The sequence below is a fragment of the Lipingzhangella rawalii genome (assembly GCF_031628175.1).
GTDB lineage: Bacteria > Actinomycetota > Actinomycetes > Streptosporangiales > Streptosporangiaceae > Lipingzhangella_A > Lipingzhangella_A rawalii.
In genome coordinates this window covers 164,881-186,011 of sequence record NZ_JAVLVT010000003.1, presented here as the reverse complement: position 1 = coordinate 186,011, position 21,131 = coordinate 164,881, and the positions used below count along the sequence as shown (strand labels likewise).

Annotated in this window: 16 protein-coding genes; 8 read left to right on the top strand and 8 right to left on the bottom strand. The window is 65.7% G+C overall.

The genetic code is table 11. The annotated features are described in order from the left end of the window. Positions 1-16: 16 nt before the first annotated feature. Positions 17-1,159: an acetyl-CoA C-acetyltransferase gene (locus RIF23_RS07625; RefSeq protein WP_310911705.1), complete on the top strand. Its 1,143-nt coding sequence runs from the start codon at positions 17-19 to the stop codon at positions 1,157-1,159. 55 nt (positions 1,160-1,214) lie between these two features. Here the strand turns inward: RIF23_RS07625 and RIF23_RS07620 are convergent, their stop codons facing one another. Genes RIF23_RS07620 through RIF23_RS07610 form a run of 3 tightly spaced genes read right to left on the bottom strand, consistent with a single transcriptional unit; the run spans position 1,215 to position 3,897 of the window. Further along, positions 1,215-2,090, bottom strand: a complete 876-nt coding sequence (locus RIF23_RS07620) for a cytochrome c biogenesis CcdA family protein (protein ID WP_310911704.1) — start codon at positions 2,088-2,090, stop codon at positions 1,215-1,217. Between the two features lie 15 nt (positions 2,091-2,105). Beyond that, positions 2,106-2,678, bottom strand: coding sequence for a redoxin domain-containing protein (locus RIF23_RS07615; RefSeq protein WP_310911703.1), 573 nt, complete (start codon positions 2,676-2,678; stop codon positions 2,106-2,108). A gap of 4 nt (positions 2,679-2,682) precedes the next feature. Then, complete coding sequence (locus RIF23_RS07610) at positions 2,683-3,897, bottom strand: DUF3179 domain-containing protein (RefSeq protein ID WP_310911702.1); 1,215 nt, start codon at positions 3,895-3,897, stop codon at positions 2,683-2,685. A 183-nt stretch (positions 3,898-4,080) separates the two neighbouring features. On the opposite strand from RIF23_RS07610, the gene RIF23_RS07605 reads away from it, so the two are divergent. Then, positions 4,081-4,521: a hypothetical protein gene (locus RIF23_RS07605; RefSeq protein ID WP_310911701.1), complete on the top strand. Its 441-nt coding sequence runs from the start codon at positions 4,081-4,083 to the stop codon at positions 4,519-4,521. A gap of 430 nt (positions 4,522-4,951) precedes the next feature. Here RIF23_RS07605 and RIF23_RS07600 read toward each other — a convergent pair whose 3' ends face one another. The 4 genes from RIF23_RS07600 to eccD form a co-directional block, all read right to left on the bottom strand. Further along, the gene (locus RIF23_RS07600; protein ID WP_310911700.1) at positions 4,952-6,091 is read right to left on the bottom strand and encodes a hypothetical protein; all 1,140 of its coding nucleotides are present in this window, start codon (positions 6,089-6,091) and stop codon (positions 4,952-4,954) included. A gap of 44 nt (positions 6,092-6,135) precedes the next feature. Further along, a complete protein-coding gene (locus RIF23_RS07595; RefSeq protein ID WP_310911699.1) occupies positions 6,136-8,484 on the bottom strand; it encodes a TPR repeat region-containing protein in 2,349 nt (782 codons plus the stop codon). Between the two features lie 158 nt (positions 8,485-8,642). Next, the gene (locus tag RIF23_RS07590; protein ID WP_310911697.1) at positions 8,643-9,038 is read right to left on the bottom strand and encodes a hypothetical protein; all 396 of its coding nucleotides are present in this window, start codon (positions 9,036-9,038) and stop codon (positions 8,643-8,645) included. A gap of 264 nt (positions 9,039-9,302) precedes the next feature. Then, positions 9,303-10,640, bottom strand: a complete 1,338-nt coding sequence (eccD, locus tag RIF23_RS07585) for a type VII secretion integral membrane protein EccD (protein WP_310911696.1) — start codon at positions 10,638-10,640, stop codon at positions 9,303-9,305. Between the two features lie 285 nt (positions 10,641-10,925). Between eccD and eccCa the strand changes: the two genes are divergently transcribed. From eccCa to RIF23_RS07555, 6 genes are all read left to right on the top strand, one after another. Next, on the top strand, positions 10,926-14,843 hold the full coding sequence (eccCa, locus tag RIF23_RS07580) for a type VII secretion protein EccCa (protein ID WP_310912085.1): 3,918 nt from the start codon (positions 10,926-10,928) through the stop codon (positions 14,841-14,843). Positions 14,844-14,923: 80 nt separating this feature from the next. Next, positions 14,924-16,171: a hypothetical protein gene (locus tag RIF23_RS07575; RefSeq protein WP_310911695.1), complete on the top strand. Its 1,248-nt coding sequence runs from the start codon at positions 14,924-14,926 to the stop codon at positions 16,169-16,171. A 194-nt stretch (positions 16,172-16,365) separates the two neighbouring features. Further along, positions 16,366-16,707, top strand: a complete 342-nt coding sequence (locus tag RIF23_RS07570; RefSeq protein WP_310911694.1) for a hypothetical protein — start codon at positions 16,366-16,368, stop codon at positions 16,705-16,707. Between the two features lie 24 nt (positions 16,708-16,731). Further along, positions 16,732-17,019: a WXG100 family type VII secretion target gene (locus tag RIF23_RS07565; protein WP_310911693.1), complete on the top strand. Its 288-nt coding sequence runs from the start codon at positions 16,732-16,734 to the stop codon at positions 17,017-17,019. 17 nt (positions 17,020-17,036) lie between these two features. After that, entirely contained in the window at positions 17,037-17,423 is a 387-nt protein-coding gene (locus RIF23_RS07560) for a hypothetical protein (protein WP_310911692.1), read from the top strand. A gap of 41 nt (positions 17,424-17,464) precedes the next feature. Next, complete coding sequence (locus RIF23_RS07555) at positions 17,465-19,576, top strand: serine/threonine-protein kinase (RefSeq protein WP_310911691.1); 2,112 nt, start codon at positions 17,465-17,467, stop codon at positions 19,574-19,576. 597 nt (positions 19,577-20,173) lie between these two features. Here the strand turns inward: RIF23_RS07555 and RIF23_RS07550 are convergent. Next, positions 20,174-21,004: a class I SAM-dependent methyltransferase gene (locus RIF23_RS07550; protein ID WP_310911690.1), complete on the bottom strand. Its 831-nt coding sequence runs from the start codon at positions 21,002-21,004 to the stop codon at positions 20,174-20,176. Positions 21,005-21,131: the final 127 nt, after the last annotated feature.

Genomic DNA, 21,131 nt, shown 5'->3' with positions numbered 1-21,131 from the left:
GTCCCAGGAGTGAACCATGGCAGAGGCGTACATTGTCGGCGCGGTGCGAACCCCGGTCGGCACCCGCAAGGGGGGACTGGCCCAGGCGCACCCCGCGGATCTGGCGGCCCACGTGCTGGCGGAAGTGGTGCGGCGCGCCGATGTCGACCCGGCCGCCGTCGAGGACGTGATCCTGGGCTGCGTGTCCCAGGTCGGCCCCCAGGCTCTGGACGTGGCCCGCACAGCCTGGCTCTCCGCGGGTCTGCCGGAGAGCACCCCCGGTGTCACGATCGACCGCCAGTGCGGCTCCTCCCAACAGGCCGTGCACTTCGCCGCCCAGGGCGTCATGTCCGGAACCCAGGACCTGGTGCTGGCCGGGGGAGTGGAGAACATGGCCATGGTGCCGATGGGCGCCAACGTGGGTTTCGCTCTGGAGCACGGCCTCGCACTCTTCGGTGACGACTGGACCCAGCGCTACGGTGACCAGGAGATCTCCCAGTTCCGGGGCGCCCAGCTCATGTGCGAGAAGTGGGGATTCAGCCGCGAGGATCTGGAAGCCTTCGCGCTGGAGAGCCACCGCCGCGCCGTCGCCGCGATCGAGGCGGGCCGCTTCACCTCCGAGATCACCCCCTACAACGGCGTCACTCAGGATGAGGGGGCCCGCGCAGACACCAGCCTGGAGCGCATGAGCCAACTGGATCCGATCCGCGAGGGATGGGCCCTCACGGCTGCCGTCGCCAGCCAGATGTCTGTCGGCGCGGGCGCGCTGCTGCTCGCCTCGGAACGCGCCGTGAACGAGCACGGGCTCCAGCCGCTGGCCCGGGTGGTGCAGCTGGACGTGGTGGGAGACGACCCGGTGTACATGCTCACCGCACCGATTCCCGCCACCCAGCGAGCCCTGCGCAAGGCCGGCCTCGACATCGGGGATATTGACGTGTTCGAGGTCAACGAGGCCTTCGCGCCGGTGCCCCTGGCCTGGGCCAAGGAGACCGGAGCAGACCTGGGGCGCACCAACCCCAACGGTGGGGCCATCGCGCTCGGCCATCCCCTCGGCGCCACCGGTTCTGTGCTCATGACCAAGCTCGTCTACGAGCTGCACCGCACCGAGGGCCGTTACGGGCTCCAGACCATGTGCGAGGGCGGTGGCCAGGCCAACGTCACGCTCGTGGAGCGCGTCTGATCCGATGGTCCGCGCCGGAACGCCGGCGCGGACCATCGGCGTCTGGGGCCGGGCGTCAATCCTGGCTCGGCTCCCGGACGGCCGCCATGGTGCGCCGGGGCCACAGTATGCGGACCGCGACCGGAAGCACGAGCGCGAGCAGTGCGGCCGCGGCCACCCACCCTGGGCCGATCTCCGCCAGCCAGCGGCCGAGTGCGGCCTGCGCCCGGATCGCGGTGCCAATCACCGGGTCCTGGGCCGTGCCAGCGGCGAGGGTGCGCAGCTCGAATATTCCGTAATAGGCCACGTAGCTGCCCGCCAGGAGCAGCAGCGCACCACTGGCCCGCGTGACGTGCGGAAGCAGCCGGCGCAGCCGGTGCGCTACCCCGTCCCGGGCCAGGGCCGTGCCGATGGTGAGCACCCCGATGACCATCCCCATACCGACGGTGTAGGCGAGGAACATTCCCAGCACGCCCGGGACGCTCCCGGTGCGCAGGGCGCTGGCGACCAGCGCGAGGAACGGCCCTACGGTGCAGGACAGGGACGCCACCGCGTAGCTCAGCCCGTAGGTGAAGGCCCACCGTAGCGATCGTGTCGGGCGGCCAGGGGAAAACTTTGGCAGCAGCAGCGTCAGTTGACGCCCAGCCAGCAGCCACACCCCCAGCCCACACAGGGCCAGCCCGATCACGATCGTCAACCACGGCAGGTAGGGCTCGACGGACACGGCCAACGGCGTCACCGCCAGCGCGAAGCCGCCGAACACCACAACGAAGCCCGAGGTCATGGCCGCCGTGGTCGCCACGGCTCGCCCCATCGCCCGCAACGGCGAGGCTTCTTCGGTGTCCCGGGCCAGCAGCAGTGCCAGATAGCCGGGCAGCATGGCGAAGCCGCACGGGTTCAGCACGGCCAACATCCCGGCGGTCACGGCGATGAGCAGCGGGAGTTCGGACATGTCCGGGCCCGCCGCTCAGTCGGTGATCTCGGCGATTCGGGAGTCCACGTCGTCGGGCGACAGTGTGCCCGGAACCGTCTCGTGGCTGCCGTCGGCCTCCAGGAACACGAAGGAGGGCTGTCCCGAGACGCCGAACCCGGACCAGATTGCCCCGTCCTCGTCGACCACATGCCGGATCCCGTCGGTTCCCGTGTCGTCGACGAACTCCTCCATCGCCGCACGTTCCCCCTGCCCCGGAACCCCGAGGAACGCGACGTCCCCGGCGTGGCGCTCCGCGGCGTCCGCGATCTCCGGGCCCTCCCCGCGGCAGATGGTGCACCACGGGGTCCAGAACCACAGCACGGCGGGCTCACCCAGCAACGCGGCCCCCTCGGCGGGTTCCCCCTCCAGGGTTTCGGAGGTGAAGTCGAGGGCCGCGGGAACCTCGCCATTGGACGCGGCGTCGGCGTCCGGCTGGCTGTCCGGCTCGTCCGTCGCTCGGGCCGCATCAGCCGGCGACTCCTCCTCGGCGCTCCCACAGGCAGACAGGGCGAGCAGGACAGCCAGCGCGGGGGCGACGGCGCCACGCATGCGGGCGGCTGTGGTCATCGTGTCACTCCAGAATCTCGGTCTCGGGGTTGAAGGATGCCCAGGCGAACCAGAAGGTGTCCAGATGGTCCACGGCGTCGAGCTGCTCGCCCTCCAGAGGGCCGGCGCTCGCCTCGCCGAGTACGGTCCAGGTGGATGCGGTCTCCTCGTCGAGGAATCGATCCTCCTCGTCAGGGTGGGGCGTGAAGGTCAGATCCTGCCCGTCCACCCGCGTGTGGAACGCGGCGGTGGTGCCGAGCTGACGCCCCTCGGCGATCCGGGCGCTGTCGAGAGCGGAGGTGTGTCCCGGCCCGGCCCACACCACTACCGGTTCCTCGTCCACCTCGGCCGTCACCACACGCTCCTCGGCCAGGACCTCGTGGGGGATCGCGAGCGCGTCTGTGTCCCCGTCCCGCGGCTGGGCCCCGATCCCCACCACGCGTTCCATGGCGCGGAGCCGGTCGTCAGCCTCGCCGTCGAACAGGTACGGTTCCCCGCCCGGCTCGTCGTAGCCCACATAGGGGTTGCCCCCGTAGTCGCGGTCGTGCCCGGTGTCCTCGCTGAGCACCAGCCCTTCCGGGGTCTCCTCCCGCCAGACCGACCACGGAAGCACCGCCACGCTGAGCTGGTCCAGCTCGGTTCCGGTCAGCGCGCCCGCAACAGCCTCCCCTTCGATCTGGGGCCACAGGGAGTGGGTCTGGCGGTCGAACATGACCAGGTCCGAGTTGTACAGCATTCCGGAGACCCCGAAATCGAGCACCCGACCCTCCACCCTGCGGTCGAACGCGAGCGAGGAGTCACACAACGGGCAGTAAGTTACGGCCACCGGAACGTCGGCAATCGTGTCATTGGCGATTTCGTGCCACATCAGAATCTGCACGGGGTAGGCGCGATGCTCGCCACCGACCTCCACCGCCAACACCGGTTCGTCGTCGGCCAGCCAGTCCACCTCGTCCGCCGGCTCCATGGCGGGATCGTCCAGAGCGGGGATCCCGTCCGGTGGGGGACCCCCACTGATAAGGCGGTCCGGGTCCACCAGTGGTTCGGGAAGGTCCGCGGATGCGGGTTCGTCCAGCGCCGAGACCACATCCTCGATCGGCTGCACGTCGCTCGCGTCCGGGGCGGTCGCCCCGGAGCCATCCGGATCGCGATCCGGCTCCGTGTGGGGCTGGCAGGCGCTCACAACCAGAACCCCAACCACCCCGGCCGCGATGCCACACCGCCGTGCCCGCCGCATCATCACCGTGCCCCTAACGAACGTTGGTGGGCCTGATCCCTGGTGGCCAAGTCAACCCTGCGGGCCGGGTGGAGTTATGTGACCCAGGGCACCGAATTCCGATCCGCGCCGCGGAATTCTGGGGGCAGCGCACTATCCGTTGTCCTGGGCCGCGCCGCGGCTCGACGTCAGTTGAGGAGTTTCGCCATGTCCACACTCGCCACCTCCCGTTCCAGCATCGTCACGCACGTGTGGCGCGGCGCCGTCGCCGGAATCGGCGGTGGTCTGGTTTTCGGTGCCATGATGGCCATGGCGATGCCGGAGATGTTGCCGATGATCGGCATGTTGGTCGGACTCGAGAGCGCGGTGCTCGGATTCGGGGTGCACCTGGTCAACTCCGCGATCATCGGGCTGGTCTTCGGCGTGCTCGCCGGCACCATTGCGGGTCGCGTCGGGCCGGTGCTTGCGGCCGGGCTCGCCTACGGCCTGGTCTGGTGGGTCCTGGGTCCGCTGCTGATCATGCCGGCCTGGCTCGGAATGCCGCTGTTCATGATCAACGAGGGCACCATGATGAGTCTCGTCGGTCACCTGATCTACGGCCTGGTGACGGCCGCCGTCCTGTACGCGTTGAGTCGCAGGGACGCCTGAGACCCCACCGTGCCCGGGATGCCAGCGCGGCCCGGTCTCGGCACTCCCAGGAACCAGTGGGGTGGTGCGGCCTGCTTCGTGGAGTTCGGAGCGAGGTTGGACCTGGCGTGGCGACGTCGGTCCCGTGCCCGGTCTCGCTGGCCGTCGTGCGGGTGAGCGTGTTCTCCCCGGCAGCGGGATGTGCCCCACGGCCTACCGTGCCGCCACCCCGCTGGCCGTCGTGCGCGGGAGTGCGCTCCCCCGGGTAGCGGGAGACCCCCCACGGCCACCACCCCCCACCGTGCCGCGATTCGCTCATTCCAGGTCACACCGGTCATCCCTGGCTTTCTGGCACACGCCGGACCTATCGCGAGAACTTCGGGGCCGTGACGCTGCTCCGCCGACCACGACAACCACCCACACACCGAAAAAACAACAACAAGCCGCTGGATCAATCATTCCCCGATAGAAACGATATACGCGAAAATGCGCCAGTCTCCGGCCTGGGAAGATTAAATCCAAGGACACTGTTGGGTATCGCACTATTTCCTTCACCGTCCGACACCACAAGATTCCATTCTTCAAGTTCTTCCAGCGTGAAATCTCCCTCTTCCAGGGCACGCTCGGCAGCAATGAGCGCCAGAGTGCTTCTCACATAGACTCCGTCGTCCAAAATAATAACTTCGGGAACCTCTTCCCTTGGAGACAATGGCTCTTCTACATAATCGGAGAGCCTAGGCATATCCTCCCAAATAAAGCTTTGATTCCCCCCAGGAAACCCATAAAGCGAATAATCAACAGAAGCTCCTCTTCTCGTCACCAAATCCAAAGGGTTGCTTTCATTCTCATCCACCAAGGAAAACATATCTATATCATAGATTTCCGGAACCTTAGACCCTTCCCATTCTTTTCTCCAATTTATTGAACCATCTACTGCATTGTATTGCACCATTTTTACGCCTTTCTGGCCTGAGCATTCCATCAGAACGGTGGCTGAGAATGTCGACATTACAACATTGCTCTCTATCTCATCCGCGGACCCAAGAGTGCATTCTCCAGGTATATCGATGCTCCATTCGTCATACTCTGAGGAAAATGGTCTAGCAATAATTTGACTAGGAAAAAACGACCATACATAATCCCGAGAAACAAATTCTATTCGCTTAGATGGATCGAAATCTGGCCACCACCACGAATTTCTTGATATTACTTCTCCGCTGAAAACATCAAGAGAGAGATAATTTTCTCTCCCGCCAAGCAAATTTATATCATCGAATGTTATTACAATACGCTGATTACTGAAATCCTCGCCCGCCGAAACAGATACATGAGATGCAGATATGTCCTTTCCTGGAACTTCAAATTCCCAGAGAAATTCCCTTGATTCCAAATCTATCGTTGCTACTTTATCTTTCTCCACCAAAACAACACCAGCTCCAGTGATAAATTTATCAATATAATCACTCCCCAAATCCTGTAGTTCAGAAGCAATGTCATTATATAAATGATGTGATATGCGATTTACGTCATCTACTTCACGATGAGTTTCGTGATAATAGTCAGAATGAAATTGACACGACGAAACAATCATACAACACAAAACAATCTTTAGTGCAGTGGACGAATATATCATAATCAACTATCCATACTGTTTTCTTCGGTTGGCGTATCTGACTCTGTCCCTCCATGATTATATCCAGTCAAATACCCTAAAATAAATTCCCCTCTTAAATCTTCATTTGCATCCAAATCAGGTGCTCCATAAAGCGCTGAATCAATTCTTCTGTTTAATGCAGCTCTAGATATTTGGCTGTTACTCTCTATCAGTCCCGTATCAGGGTCGTCAGGATCTCCAAAGTTATCGGCTGCATCTTCGATATCACTGATCAAAGAGTCCACATTGTCGGAAATATCGTCAACATCCATCTGGTCATGCCACTCCTGATGCTCCACAATATTGATCAATGGATCTTCGGTAGCTGCGGTAATCGCAGAAACACCAACACCGGATACAGTTCCCGCCAAGGGGCCCACTCCTGGAACTAATCCTGGAATCGCTGAAAGACCAATTCCTATACCTTGGTACGCACTTCTGATTCGATCTATACTTTGTGTCTCAATGTATGATTGGTCCATATTTCTTGCATTCATTTCATTCACAAATGAATTCTGAACAATCGACTGGATTTTTCCCGCCTGCTCTCCAACTATTCTCGCATGATCGGACGAATTTGCTGTCATCCCTTCTTCAATCAACAGCATTTCTTTTTCCGCGGAAGCAGTAAATATATTTCTACTAATATCTTCATTTGCCATGAATACCTGAAGGAAGCTGGTTCCATCCTGCAAGCTCACCCGAAGTCCCCCACCACCATCCATGTCACCTACATAGGAAGGTGAGTAGGCGTCCTCCCCTCCGTGCAATGATTGCTCAATTGCAAAATCATCGATATATGCATAATATATTCTAGAAATATCGCCAGCGATTACAGGGTTGAACTCTGCAAACCCTTCTCCACTTCCATCGTCTTGCCTTACCATTCTTAGATTGCTTCCGAGTCCATCGTGATCACTTAACAGGTCCACGATTGAAGCTGCGGACGTTCCAGCTACATTCTCCTTTCCAGGATCACCACTATTTGCATAATCAGGTATCCAGTCGGTCAGCTGCTTTACGATTTCCTCTTGACTTGATGTCCAATCATGTTTCCACAGCCCTTCCAATATTTCGGAAGGATCTGACCGGTGCGGATGTGAATAGATCCCATTCTCCGTTATGACGCTATGATTCGCATCAATATTTCGGGTAGAAACGTCAAGCAAGGACTCTATTGCGTAGTCGTCTATCTCTCCATGAGATGGAGATTGTCCATCCTCACTTAGAGTGTATCCATCGAGATAAGATCCGATTATTGATGTCACATAAACCGAGAATTGATCGCCTCCTGTTTGTTGCTGACTTGCAGACGAAAGCAGATTTCCGAGATGATTGAAATCTAGTTCCCACTGATATGAATTGTATGGGTCTCCGTCGCCCCCAGAGAGCGACTCACTTCCTTCCCACGGCCCTATTGCTACGTTTCTCACGCTCTGCGGAAGCCGATCGAATCCTCCATCCATACTTTCATCGGACAAGGCCAGCAGTCCGTTCGCCAGTGGCTGCTTTGCATCGTCGTCCAAGGCTTCGTTAGCGACGATATATTCAGGAAGTGACTGCTCGTTCGAGAGTTCTTCTAGGCGACTATAGAAGTTCTCCAGGTAGTCTGCGGCGTTGGAATGACCGCCTGACCGGTCCGGCGATCCTTGACGGTTTGGATTCCCCAAGGCAGCGAGCAGGGCAATTGTTTCCCAGTAGTGGGAGTCCGGTTCCGACCCGTCCTCCCCAAGATATTCGTCAAGTTGCTCCGCATGCTCCTCGGCATCCGCGGGGTCAATGTTGTTCTCAGGTACCGGCGCTCCTTCGGGGCCGAGAATATTGTGTGGTGCCCATTGCAGCCCGCCGTTGTCTAGGAGTTCAACAAACCGGTCTTCACTCACTCCCTTCTCTAGCATCTCCCCAAGGGTGTCAGCTTCAGACTTCAGATACTCTTCATTTTCGGTGTCCCGATCCTTAAGGATCTCTCGACTTTCTAAGAGGCGCCTTCTTCCTGCTTCTTTTCCATCTTCACGAGATTCCGGTGGAGTCCCAGCTGGAGTTCCTGCTCGATTTATAACTCCTTCCTTCGCCGATATAGCTTCTTCGACTGCTTTCTCCCACTCTCTTATTATTTTCTTTCTTTGGTCTTTGAACTCTTCAACTGCTTCTATCCATTTTTGGGTAACTCCCCAGCAGTACGTCAACGACGCAGCCGCGTCGAGCCACCTTCTTTCTGTCATCGAGCTTCGATCCGAGATCGGCCACTGGATCGGATCCGTGAAGTTGGTGGCGGCGGCGTCGAACTCGTGCATCGTCTCGCTCGTGTCACCCAGGATCTCCAGTGCCATATCCGACATCCCCTCGGCACTGCTCCGGAGAGTTTCTACTTCAGCGTCGGTGTCGGTTACGCTCAACGCCAAATGGGCGGCATCCAACTCCGAAGCGGCACGGGAATTTGCGTCATGCAGACGCTGATCATAGTGATGACTCACGGTTGGATCCGTTTTCAGTAGGCGTCCAGATTATCGAGATCACCGGCAAGGCAGATATTCTCGTAAGGAAGACCCCGGAGTTCGTAATCTTGCCCCAGGAGTCCGTGTAGGCTTTCGTCATACTCGTCCGCGTTCATGCTGTCCGCGTTCTGGATCTTTCCAGCCGCATCCCGGATATTCTCCGCAAGCTGCATACTCTCCTCCTGGACCGTGTTGAAGTATTCGAGATACTCGAACATGAAAGAGTTGAATCCGTTGCGCATCTCGATCTCTCCGGCCGCCTCGCGGGCGCTGTCCAGGATGTCCCGGAATCGATCTCGGAGATTACTCATTTCTTCCAGCTTGGTGGAGACCTGGTTGGCGCGCAGCCAGACCTCGTCCGGATTGACGCCGATACCGTCCTCAGACATAGGCGCTCCTGACTCGGAGAAACACGGGAGACGCCGGCGATTTTAACAGGGAACGGCGAATGGTCGACTTCTGGACCGAAAACACAAAAGTTGATCTTGAATGGCGTAGCTCACAGAGCAACAATTGGCGCCACATTCACCGCGACGGTGTGCGGGATGCCAGTGCGCGGCGCCGCCCCCATAGACCGTGGGTCGCTTTGCGCCATGGCCGGCACCAGTGGAACCGCCACCCAGGAACGGTCGGTGCCCGCTGCGGGCGTCTGGTCAGCTGGTCAACCCCAGCACCACGTCGAACAGCCCCATCGCCCAGGCCAACGCCGTGCACAGGGCGACCACCACGACAATCTCCACCACGTTCAGGGTGCGGCGCAGCGACGCCCGCGGCACGTCCGCCAGACGCACCAGGCTCAACACCGCGCACGCCACCGCCGCGGCCAACACCAGCGCCGGCAACCATGCGCCCAGCCAGCCCGCAATCTCCGGTAGCAGCACCACCGCCACCCCGAGCCCGCCCAGGGCGCACACCCGCAGTGGAAGCACGTGCCGGATCCGGTCGAACAGGCGCGAACGCAGCAGCAGCAGCCAGGCCACCAGCCCCGCCAGTAGGAAGTCCTGGACCGTGCCGCCAAGCACCGTCAACAGCCCCAGGGTGGCGCCCGTCGCCAGGGCCAGCCCCAACACGATCCCCAGCAGAATGCGGTCGCTGGCCGTGAACGTGTCCGTGAACCGTTCCGTGGCCACCTCGCCGCTGTGGCGGACCTCGTAGTCCAGCCCGGCCAGGCCCCCCATCGTCAGCGCCACCCGCGGTAGCACCCCCACCCCCAGGGCCAGCAGTGCCGCCAGCGCGCGGACACCCTGCGCGGGATCCACCAGCGCGGCCGTACCGCTCACCACCGCACCGGCGATGGCCAGCATCACCAAGGTCGCTACGTGTGACAGGGCCAGCTCGTCCACGAGCCAGCCCAGTGCCGCCAGCACCAGCGCCCCCACGGTGGCGAACGCCACCACCGTTAAGGGACTGGTGCCCGCCGTGACCGTCATCGTCGCCAGCCCGGTCGCGGTTGCGCCCCAGGCCGCTGCCGCAATCAGCAGCACGTGCGCCACCGCGGTCATGGAGCGCCGCGCCGCCACCGCCATCATTGCCAGCACCACCAGCGCACCCACGCCGGCCACGGCGATGTTGCCCGCGAACGGGTGGGTGACGGTCAGCGTCCACAGCACGGCCAAGGGGCCAAGCGCGGCCAGGAGCATCCCGAACGCGGCCGTGGTGCGCGGGGTCCACATCCCGCCGCTCTCGTCGACCTCGTCCTCTACAGCGCCACGCACATCTTCCACCCGGGCGGGCCGGGCCGGGGCGCTGACCCGTTCCAGCAGCAGCACATCCCCCTCGCGCACCCCCGCAGTGTCCAGGGACATGTCCGGGGTGAGGGGCTCGCCGGTGCCGGTGCGCAGGCTCCACCCGCCCGGCCGGGTTTCGGCGGTGTCCGGTGCGACCACCCGCACCATCTGCGGCAGCAGCGTCGCCACCGGCACGGTATCCGGCAGCGCCAGGTCCGCCCAGCGCTGCGGCCCGGTCACCGTCACGCGGCAGTAGCCACTCACCTCGTGCCTCCTGGGGCGGTAGCGGTGTGGAGGTGGCCGGGTGTGGACAATGGGGACCCTGTCCCGGTTCGTCGGCGTGGACCCGGCTGCGGAATCATTACCGTAACAGTCCGCGGCCGTGTGCCAATGTCGCCTGCCCTGCCTCGGAGCCCGGAGGAACTCGTGAGTACCACCCTCGTTCCGCGGCCGGCGCGTCGCGGCGTCCCCCGGCCCAGCACCACGCCGCTGTCGATCGCTGCGCCGCCACAGCTGCCGGACAATCCGCCCGCTACCAGCTCCATGGCCATGATGATCATGCCGATCATCACCGGATCCAGCTCGCTGCTGTTCACCCTCACCCTGGGGCACCGGCCGCTGTACGCGGTGGGGGCGATGCTGGTGATGATCGCCAGCGTGGCCGTGGGCGCCACCATGTTCCTGGTGCAGTACAACGGCCCGCGCAAGCGCATCCGAGAGCAGCGGGAACGCTACGTCGACTATCTGGACCAGCTACGCGAGACCGTGCGGGGGGTGGCCGCGACGCAGCGCGCCGAGAGCGCCTTCCGGCATCCCGCCCCGGAGCTGCTGCTGGAGCCGGCACGTTCCCGGGAGCGACGGTGGGAACGCCGCTCTCGGGACAGTGACCATCTCCAGCTGCGGCTGGGACTGGGCACCCGCCCGCTGGCACGCCCCCTGAGCCTCAAGGCCGACACCTCGGACCCGCTGGTGGTCTACGACCCGGTGTGTCAAGGACTCGCGGACCAGCTTGTGGAACTGTACGCGCACGTTCCCGAAGAGCCACTGGTGGTGGACCTTCGGGAACACGGGATGGTGTCGGTGGTGGGGGACCGCGCCACCGGCCGCGCGATGGCGCGGGCGATGGTCGCGCAGCTGGTGACCTTCACCGCCCCGGAGGAGGTGCGGCTGGGGGTGGTGCGGCATCCGCGCCTGTTGGAGGAGTGGGACTGGCTGAAGTGGCTGCCGCACAACGCCGCCGACGACCGCCACGACGGCCCGCTGTCGGCGCGACTCGTGGGCACCAGCACGATTCAGCTCGCCGAGCTACTTCAGGGAGAGTTCGAGCAGCGCACCTCGGACTGGCAGAAGCGCCGCGGTAAGCCCCCGGGGCCGGGTACCCGCCGGCTGGTGCTGCTGGTGGACGGCGAACACCAGCCGACCCTGTCCGGTCTGGCCGCCGAGGCCGGAGTGTCCTCCCTTGCTGACCTGGGGATTCACGTGATTCTGCTCGTGGGTGAGCAGCGTGAGGAGCCGGATCGGGTGGATCTGCGGCTGACCGTGGACGAGACCGGAGCCGTCGCCGAGGACCGGCCCGAGGAAGAGTCGCCCGAACCGAGCGGGGAGCGGCGCACGAGCCCGGCCGGCGGGGACCTGCCGCTGCGGGGGCAGGCCGACCAGGCCAGCGTGGCACTGCTCACCTCCCTGGCGCGGATCCTGTCGCCGCTGCGGCTGGCCGCCGGCGCGGACGACGACGGAATGTTCGCCACTGTGGGGCTGCCGGAGATTCTGGGTGTGCAGGATGTTGCCGAGCTGGACCCGCGGCAGACCTGGCGGCCACGGAGCGCGAACGAGTTTCTGCGGGTACCGATCGGGATGGGGCCGGCGGGTGGGCTGGTGCACCTGGACCTCAAGGAATCCGCGTTCGGAGGGATGGGGCCGCACGGCCTGGTGGTGGGCGCCACCGGATCCGGGAAATCCGAGATGCTGCGAACCCTGGTGACCTCGCTGGTGATCGGCCATCCGCCGGAGCAGCTGGCGCTGCTACTGGTGGACTTCAAGGGTGGCGCCACCTTCGCGGACATGGATCGGCTGCCACACAGCGCCGGACTCATCACCAACCTCGCTGACGACGACGGGCTGGTCACCCGGTTCCGGGAGGCCATGTACGGGGAGTTGACGCGCCGCCAGCAGTTGTTGAAGGACGCGGGAAACCTGCCGAACCTGCACGCCTACGAGCAGCTGCGCAGCACCCAACGGCCCGACCTGGACCCGCTGCCGCACCTGCTGGTGATCATCGACGAGTTCTCCGAGCTACTCACGGCGCATCCGGACTTCGCGGAGCTGTTCGTGGCCATCGGGCGGATCGGCCGATCCATCGGGGTGCACCTGCTGCTGTCCACCCAGCGCCTGGAGTCCGGAAAAATCAAGGGGCTGGAGTCGCACCTGTCCTACCGGCTGGGTCTGCGCACCTTCTCCGAGGCCGAGAGCCGCGAGGTGATCGGGGTCACCGACGCCTACCACCTTCCGCCCGAGCCCGGGTCGGGCTATCTGAAGGTGGACACCTCAGTGTTCGAACGGTTCAAAGCCGCCATGGTGTCCAGCCCCTACGTGCCCCCCACCGAGCAGTCCGAAGAGGAGCAGCCGATGCTGCCGGTAATCTCCTACAACGGGATCCAGTCGGTGCTGCGGGCCGCCAACCGCGACACCGGTACGGAGCCCACCAATCCGCAGCCGTCAGTTGCGGAAGAGACCACCAGCCGCACGATTCTCCAGGTGGCGGTGGACCGGCTGGTCGCGGCGGGTGCTGCACCGGTACGCCCGGTGTGGGTGGCGCCGCTGCCCGCCACACTGAGCCTGGGCGAGCTGTTGGCCGAACCGGACGGGAGCCTGCCCGTGGGACCGGCCACCGAACCCGACCCGGACGAGGTACGGGCAGTGGTGGGCCGCAGCGACTTCCCGCGCGAGCAGCGCCAAGAGGCCGCCACGGTGGACTTCACCGGCACCGAAGGCAACCTTGTCGTGGTGGGCGGCCCCCAGTCCGGAAAGTCGACCCTGCTGCGCACCCTCATCGCCAGCCTCGCCTGGACCTACCCGCCGGGCCGCGTCGTGGTCTACGGCATCGACTTCGGTGGCGGTGGGCTGGCCGCGATGGAGGAATTACCGCACGTGGCCGGGGTGGCGGGCCGCGCCTCCCCGGAGCGGGTGCGCCGGGTGCTGTCGGACGTGTCCGCGCAGCTGGACCAGCGCGAACAGCTGTGCCGGGACGCCGGACTGGACTCGCCCACGGCGCTGCGCCGCGCCCGCGCGGCCGGGGAAGTGCGGGCGGAGGTGCCCGGCGACGTGTTCCTCCTCATCGACGGGTGGGCCTCGGTGCGCGAAGCCTTCGGCGACGCGGACGAGCTGGTGCAGGACATCGCGACCCGTGGCCCCGCCGTGGGTGTGCACACCGTGCTCACCGGGGCGGCCAGCAGCCAAATCCGCAGTCGGATGCAGGCCCTGTTCGGCGGGCGGCTGGAGCTACGCCTCACCGACCCGTTCGACTCCGGCGTGGACCGTAAGCTCGCCGAGGCGGTGCCCAAGGACACGCCCGGGCGGGGCCTGCTGCCCAGTGAGGCCAACGTGCAGTTCGCGCTGCCCCGTGTCGACGGCCGCGCCGACGACGACGATCTGACAGCCGGGGTGCGGGACCTGGTGTCGCGGGTACGTCAACGCTGGCCAAAACAACGGCCGGTACGGCGGGTGCACACCCTCCCCACCCTGGTGTCACTGCCGGAACTGGAGCGGTCCCACTCGGGCCGCGGGCTCATTCTCGGCATGGCCGAACGGTCGTTGGCGCCGGTGGCGATGGACGATACGGACGAGTCACACCTGGTGGTGTTCGGGGACCCACAGACCGGCAAGTCCACCCTGCTGCGGGGCATGCTGCACCAGATCATCCAGCGACCCACCCAGGAGGTGGGGGTGCTGCTGGTGGACTACCGGCGGGCCCACCTCGGGGTGGTTCCCCAGGCGCATCAGCTGGGCTACTGCACCACGGCCGAGCAGACGAAGGCCGCGGCCACCGACCTGGCCCGCTCCCTCAAGGAGCGCATGCCCACCTCGGACGTGACCCCGCGTCAGCTGCGGGAACGCAGCTGGTGGAGTGGGCTGGAAGTGTTCGTGGTGGTGGACGACTACGACTTCGTGGGCGGGCGCACCAACCCGCTGTCGCCGCTGGCGGAACTGCTGCCCTACGGGCGCGACATCGGCTTTCACGTGATCCTCGCGCGGCGCACCGGCGGAGCAGCCCGGGCCATGTTCGAACCCGTGCTCCAGGGGCTGAGCGACCTGGCCAGCCCGGGCCTGCTGTTCTCCGGGGACCGGGCTGAAGGGCGGCTCGCCAACGGGGTTGCGGCTCGGCAACTCCCGCCGGGGCGGGCGCTGCTGGCACGGCGCGGGCAGAAGCCGGAAATGGTGCAGGTCGGCTGGACAGACCCACCGGAGTGACACGGGTGGCAGGCGTGATACCCGCAGGTATGGCGACCGGTCGGCCGGACCGGCGCCCCCGGAAGCAGGCAGGAGGTGGGATGTTCATGCGTCGCGGGTTGGGTCGGCGATGGGGCTGTGGCCTGGCCGTCGGGCTGGTGGCCGCAACGGTGGCCTGCGGGGATGCCGACAACAACGGGGACGGGAACGGGGAGGATCAGCCGCAGCTGTCCGGGCTGGCGTTGGTGTACCGCGGCTACGACGGCGGTGACCCCGAGGAGGACCAGGCTCTGGTGTTCACCGACCCGGACACCGGAGCTCAACGGGCGGTGCTGGAGCTGCCGGACGGTGTGCTGGATCCGATGGTGGCGGACGTGGCGGTGCACCTGCGCTTCTCCGAAGACTGGCGGCTGCTGGCCTACAGCCCGCCGGGTGGGGACACCGTGCACGTGGCGCAGCTCGACGCGGACGACAGCGCATACGAAGTTGCGGTCTCGCTTCGGCCTGACCAGGGCGCCACCTACCAGGATCCGCGCATCCACGACGAGCGGATCTGGTTCACCGCCCACCAGCCCCCGGCCGAATCCGTTCCGGGCCGGCAGGGTGCGGGCACCACCCGCGTGATGTCCGTACCGCTGGACGACCCGGAGAGCACCCCCCGGGAAGAGGCCGTGCTGGGCGAGACGGGCCCGGAACCGCAGGAGTGGCAGCTCACCCCGGACGGGACGGTGCACGTCCGCGAACAGGTCCAGGTAGAGCAGATCCCCGACGTGGACGGCCAGTTGAGTGTCCGGCGCAGCGGGGGCCACGTGATGAACGCGAGCTACGCCGAGGGCGGGCAGCAGTGGAGCTCCCGCAGCATCGACCCGGTGTGGGGTGGGGACACCACCATCCTGACGCCCGAGCGGGAATCCGCCGATCAGGGCGGGGCTCCGGAACAGCCACAGGCCGAGGCCGACAGTTCGGAGGAACCGGGGGATCAGCCCGGCGCTGCCCGGATGGTGACACTCTCCGAGTCCACGGACCCCGACAACACAGACACCAACGACACCGGCGGCGAGGAGGAAACAGCCCAGGACGGAGCCGGTGGGGAGGAGACGCAGGAGCCCACGGCAGCCGCGGCCCCGGAATCTGCCGACATCACCGAGCTACTGCCCGCGGATGCCGGACCGATGGTGCAGTACGTCCCCGCCCCCGACCGGGATGCACTTCTCGTGCAGTCCCCCACGGCCTGGTACCGCGTGGAGGTCACGGACGGCACCCCGCAGGAGCCCGAGGAACTGTTCGAGGCCCCCGCGGACGCCTCCCTGGCCGGTTCGCCGGTGGCGGCCGGCTGGAAACATGGGTGACTCCCGACCGGAAGCCGGGACGGGGTGTACTCCGCGGTGCCGCTGCGGGAAAGCCGAATCCCAGACAATGCCATATTGATCACAAAGATCATTTAGCACCCCAGGGTTGCCGAATATGAATAATACGTTACAGTAGCTTCGGTTATTCCGCGCTTTGTCCGCGTGTATTCGTAATCGTTCGGGAGGGCAATCCCGTGTCTGATCAGCATGTCGGTCTGACCGAGGGCGATGCACTGTCGCGTGGTGGTGAGGGCCTCGGCCAGGAGTCCGAGGGTCTGTACCAACAGCTCCAGTCCCTCATCGACGACATCAGCGAACGCGACGGTCAGGCCCTCCAGGGCTCGGCGCTCGCGAAGTTCCAGCAGGCCCGCACTGAGCTCACCCACCGCTTCGACGAGCTGATTCGCTGGTGCAACAACAACGGCATCGACCTGAACGAGGGCCAGCGCCTCGTCAACACCACCGACGAGGCGTCCGCAGACGACTTCGGTGGTGCCCAGACCGAGCTGGGTGGGTTGACCCGCGCGATCAACTAGGCCAGGACGCCAGGAGGGGGGCGTATGAGCTACGAGGTCTACGGCAATGTCGGCATGTTGGAGGAGCTGTCCGCCGACCAGCAGGGCTACATGAGCCGGTTCCACGGCATCATGGACGAGATCCGGACCCAGTCGGAGGACACCGTTAACCGGTGGGAGGGCGCGGGAAGTCAGGAGTTTCAGGCCAAGGCCGAGGAATTCGACTCCCATTTCAACGGGGTGTTGAGCGCCTTCGCGAAAATGATCGACGCCACCGACGAGTCCGCGAACAACTACTCGCAGCTGGTGCGGACCTTCAACAACATGTTCTGACCGGGCAACGATCAGCCGTGGCAACTCAAACCGCCCAGTCCGCGCCTGCCGACTCCACCGAGGAGCGGGTTCCCGAAGCGTTCCACTACACACCCAACGCCGAGCAGTACGTACTCCAGGCGGACGCGCTGCGCCGGCGCCAGCTGCGCGCCGCGCTGTTGTACGGCTCCAGCCGCTACTGGCGTCGGCGGCAACGCGTATGGCCCGCCGTGATCTGCGGTGTCGTACTTATCGGCGTGATCTGCGGTGGGATCGCGGTTGCCGGCGCATTCGAGGCACAGCAGGACATCAACGAGGAGCGTGGCCGCGGTGGCGGCCCCGCAGGCCTGTTCGGTGGGTCGGAGCCCGACGACTCCGAGGACGCAGGCCCCCTGGAACCGGAGGACGACGGGGCACGGCCGTAACGAGCCCCCGTCGGCCAGACGTCCACAGAAGGGACCGCCGTATGTCCGCCCCCCACATCCCGCCCGTTCCCGGATACGAGGACCCGATCCTTGTGTATCGGGGACGCGGCTGCATGGTCTACCGCGCTGTCGCACCGCGCCTCCAGACACCGGTCGCCCTCAAAGTGCTGCACAGCTCCGGCGCGAGCGCCGAGGTGGAACGGATGCGGACCCTCGGTGATGTTGGCGGCACCGTTCCGCTGCTGGCGCTGGAGCAGACGCCCGACGGGCACCCGGTGCTGGTGATGCCGTTCTACCCCGGTGGTTCCTACGCAGGGCCACTGAGCCGGGGCGAGCAGCTGTCCGCAGGCGAGCTGCTGCGACTCGCCCGAGCGGTCGCCTCCGCGCTACACGTCCTGCACAGCCGCGGGCTGCTGCACAACGACGTGGTTCCGGGCAACATTCTGCGTGCCGAGACCTCGGCCGTCCTCACCGATGTGGGGGCGCTTGCCGAACCCGGATCGCCGCGCCCGGTGCGCACCAGTTCCGAACTGGCGTTCCACGCACCCCCCGAGGTTCTGCGCAAGGAACCGACCGAGCCCGGATCCGACACCTACGCGTTCGCCTCCACCCTGTGGAGCCTCACCGCGGGCCGGCTGCCCTTCGCGGGGCACCTCACCGACCCTTCCGACGCCTATGCCTACGCCCGTACGGCAATGCGGCAACCCGTCCCGGACCTTCCGCGTACGGACGTCCCCCCGGATGTGGGTGAGCTGCTCCGGCAGGCCATGGCCCGGCGGCCCGCGGATCGCCCCGCCCCAGCGGATCTGGTGGCCGCACTCCAGGACGTCTGGCTCCGCGAGCCCCCGTCCGAACCGGCCCCACCAGCCTCCAGAGCCCAGCAGCCCCCCGTACCCGCAGCACCGCACCACCCCGCCCCACCGGCACAGCAGGATCCACAACACGCATCCCCGCACGTTCCGCAGCCGCCACCCACGGCACCACCGGCCACTGCGCCGAACGCGGATGGTCCGCCGGAGCAGGTCCACCCAGCAGCACCGGTCCGCCCCGAGCCCGCCACCGACGGGCCGGCGTCTCCCCCGGACGGCCCACCAGCCGGGCCAGCCCCGACCCCCACTGCCGCTCCCGAACCCGCGGCGGAACCGGCACCGGCACAAACCCCTCCCGAGACGGACCGCCTCCCCGAGAATGCGACCACGTACACGGGGCACGCGCCCCCCACGGATGCGCCCCCGGCACAGCCCGCCGTGGCCGCAGACGCCGCCACCACCGCGGCCGCCGAGCGCACCGACCCCCCGGACGCCAGCCAGCTGATCCTGGAGCTGGCCCAACAGCACTTGCAGGGCTGGACCGGCGCCGCCGAGGCCAGTCGCCTACCGGGACAGCAGCGTGCCTTCGACACCGACCCGGAAGATCCACAGTGGGACGAGGATCCGGAATGGGTCGAGGACACGCCCAGCGCCGTCGCCAGGCTGCGCACCCGGCTGCATGTCGCCGCCGTAGTCGGGGGTGTGGCTGTGGCGGCGCTGATCGGCGGGCTCCTTCCGCTGCTCCAGCCCGAACCGTGGCTGGGCAACTCCACCGCCGAGGCCGAAACGGTCGCCGCGCAGGACGACACCGCCGATGAGCAGGGACACGGCTCGGATCCGGTCGACGACACGGACACCGGCGAGGACGCAGCGGAGCCCACAGAGCAACATGGGGCTCCAGCCGCCCCCACCGAGGTCACGTTGGACGATCACCTGGACCGCGTGGAGCTGCGGTGGAATGACAACACCGGTGGACAGGCCGACTACTTCGTCGTGGGTGGGCCAGCCGACGGCGCCCAGCAGACCATGACCCGCACCGGCGCCGGGGTCACCTCAACCCAGGTGGCCACCGCCGACACGTATGTCGAGTACTGCTTCACTGTGGTTGCCGTCGATGCCACCGCCAGCTCGGGAGACCAGGTGTGCACCACGCGGGCCGCAAGCCGCGCCGAGCAGGAGGCCGAGCAGGCAGAAGAAGAGGAAGCCGACGAAGACGATGGCGATGACGGCGACGACGGCGACGACGACGAGGAAGAGGACGACGAGGACACAGATGACGATGACGACATGGCCGTAGGGATAGGCATCCCGCAACGCAGCGGCAGTGCCGACGCGGACGACTAGCCCGCGTGGCGTGGATCGGTGCCGGGGGTGGGGATGTGGTTGGAGGTGCCCGGGAAGTGTCCCACTGGCTGTGGTGCGAGGGGTGAGGATTGCCAGCGAGGAAACTCGGGGTGTGCGGGGAGGCGCGTTGGGCGCCCTCCCTCGCACGACGGCCAACGGGGGTGCGGCGCGACTACCGGAGCAGTCCAGCCTCCCGGAAGGCGTCCACCGGAAACAACCTCCCACCCCGCAACAACCAACCGTCGTAGTGTGCGCCGCCCGTCACCCGGTGATTCGCGCTGACATGGCGGCTCGGGCCGCCCCAGGGGCGTCCCACGGATATGCACGGCCACGCTCAATCACCGTGGTCTCGGTTCGTCGCTACAGCGCAGGCGGGTCTTTCCACACCGGGTCAACCGCAGCCAGTCGTAGTTCGCCCACATTGAGACCGGGAACGACAAACCGTTGCCACGCACAGCCGTAGACATCTCGGTCCGAGCACAGCCCAGCCTCTGACATCCAGACCGCAGCTCAAACTTCCCGACATTGACTTGGAATTACCCCTGTTCGGACGGCAGGCTCCGGCCCACCCTGCACCGCCCGCGCCGGGTCTGGATGCTAGGTCGGCTGCGCCGTCGCCTCCGCTGGAACTCGGCCCACAGCGATGTGGAAGGCGGCGTTGAGCTGGTTGACTCCGCGCTCGCGCATGAGGGTGCCCAGGTGTGCACGCACCCGTTCCTGCGCTGCGTCATCGAGGCCGGTCAGCATTCCGCGGGCGGCGTTGCCCAGCACGAACTCCCAAGCCGCGTCCGGGTCGAGGGGCAGGGTGTGGTCGTGGCGGCGCACGCGCACATCGACCAGGCCGAGCCGCTCCAGCCAGGACCGTAGGCGCTGCGCGTCGGCGATACGTTCGCGGGCCTGGGTGTAGCCGGGGGGCTCAGGAGGCTGGCCGGTCTCGGCGGCGATCGCCGCGGAGAAGACGGTGAGGAACTCCTGAAGTGCCCCGTCGGCCCACACGGTGACCGCGAGGCGCCCGCCGGGCCGTGCGGCCCGGATCAGGGCCGTGGTTCCGGCGTCCATATCGTCGAAGAACGCGACACCATGCACCACCTGAACCAGGTCGTAGCGGCCCGCTTCGGGCCAGGTGCACACGTCGTCGACCACGAACCGCAGGTTCGCGACCCCGGCGCGCTGTGCCCGCTGCCGGCCCTGCGCCACCAACGCGCTGGACAGGTCGACCCCCACCACCGAACCGCGCGGCTGCACGGCCCGGGCGGCGGGCAGTGCCGAAGCTCCCGCCCCGCAGCAGGCATCGAGGATCTGCTCCCCGGGTGCAGGGGCGGACTCTGCCACCGTCGCCGAGCCGATGGGGTCCCACAGCCGTTGCGACCACGCGGCGAACTCCTGCGCGCCCGCGTCGAAGATCGTTCCCACCGTGCTGGTGTCCACACAACCCCCAAATCGAAACGATAATCATTATTATATCCGAAGTGGAACGGCATTCCCACGAAAATCCGGACCCACCGGGCGGCTCTCGGCTCCACACTCCAGGGACCCCGAAGACACCTGACGAACA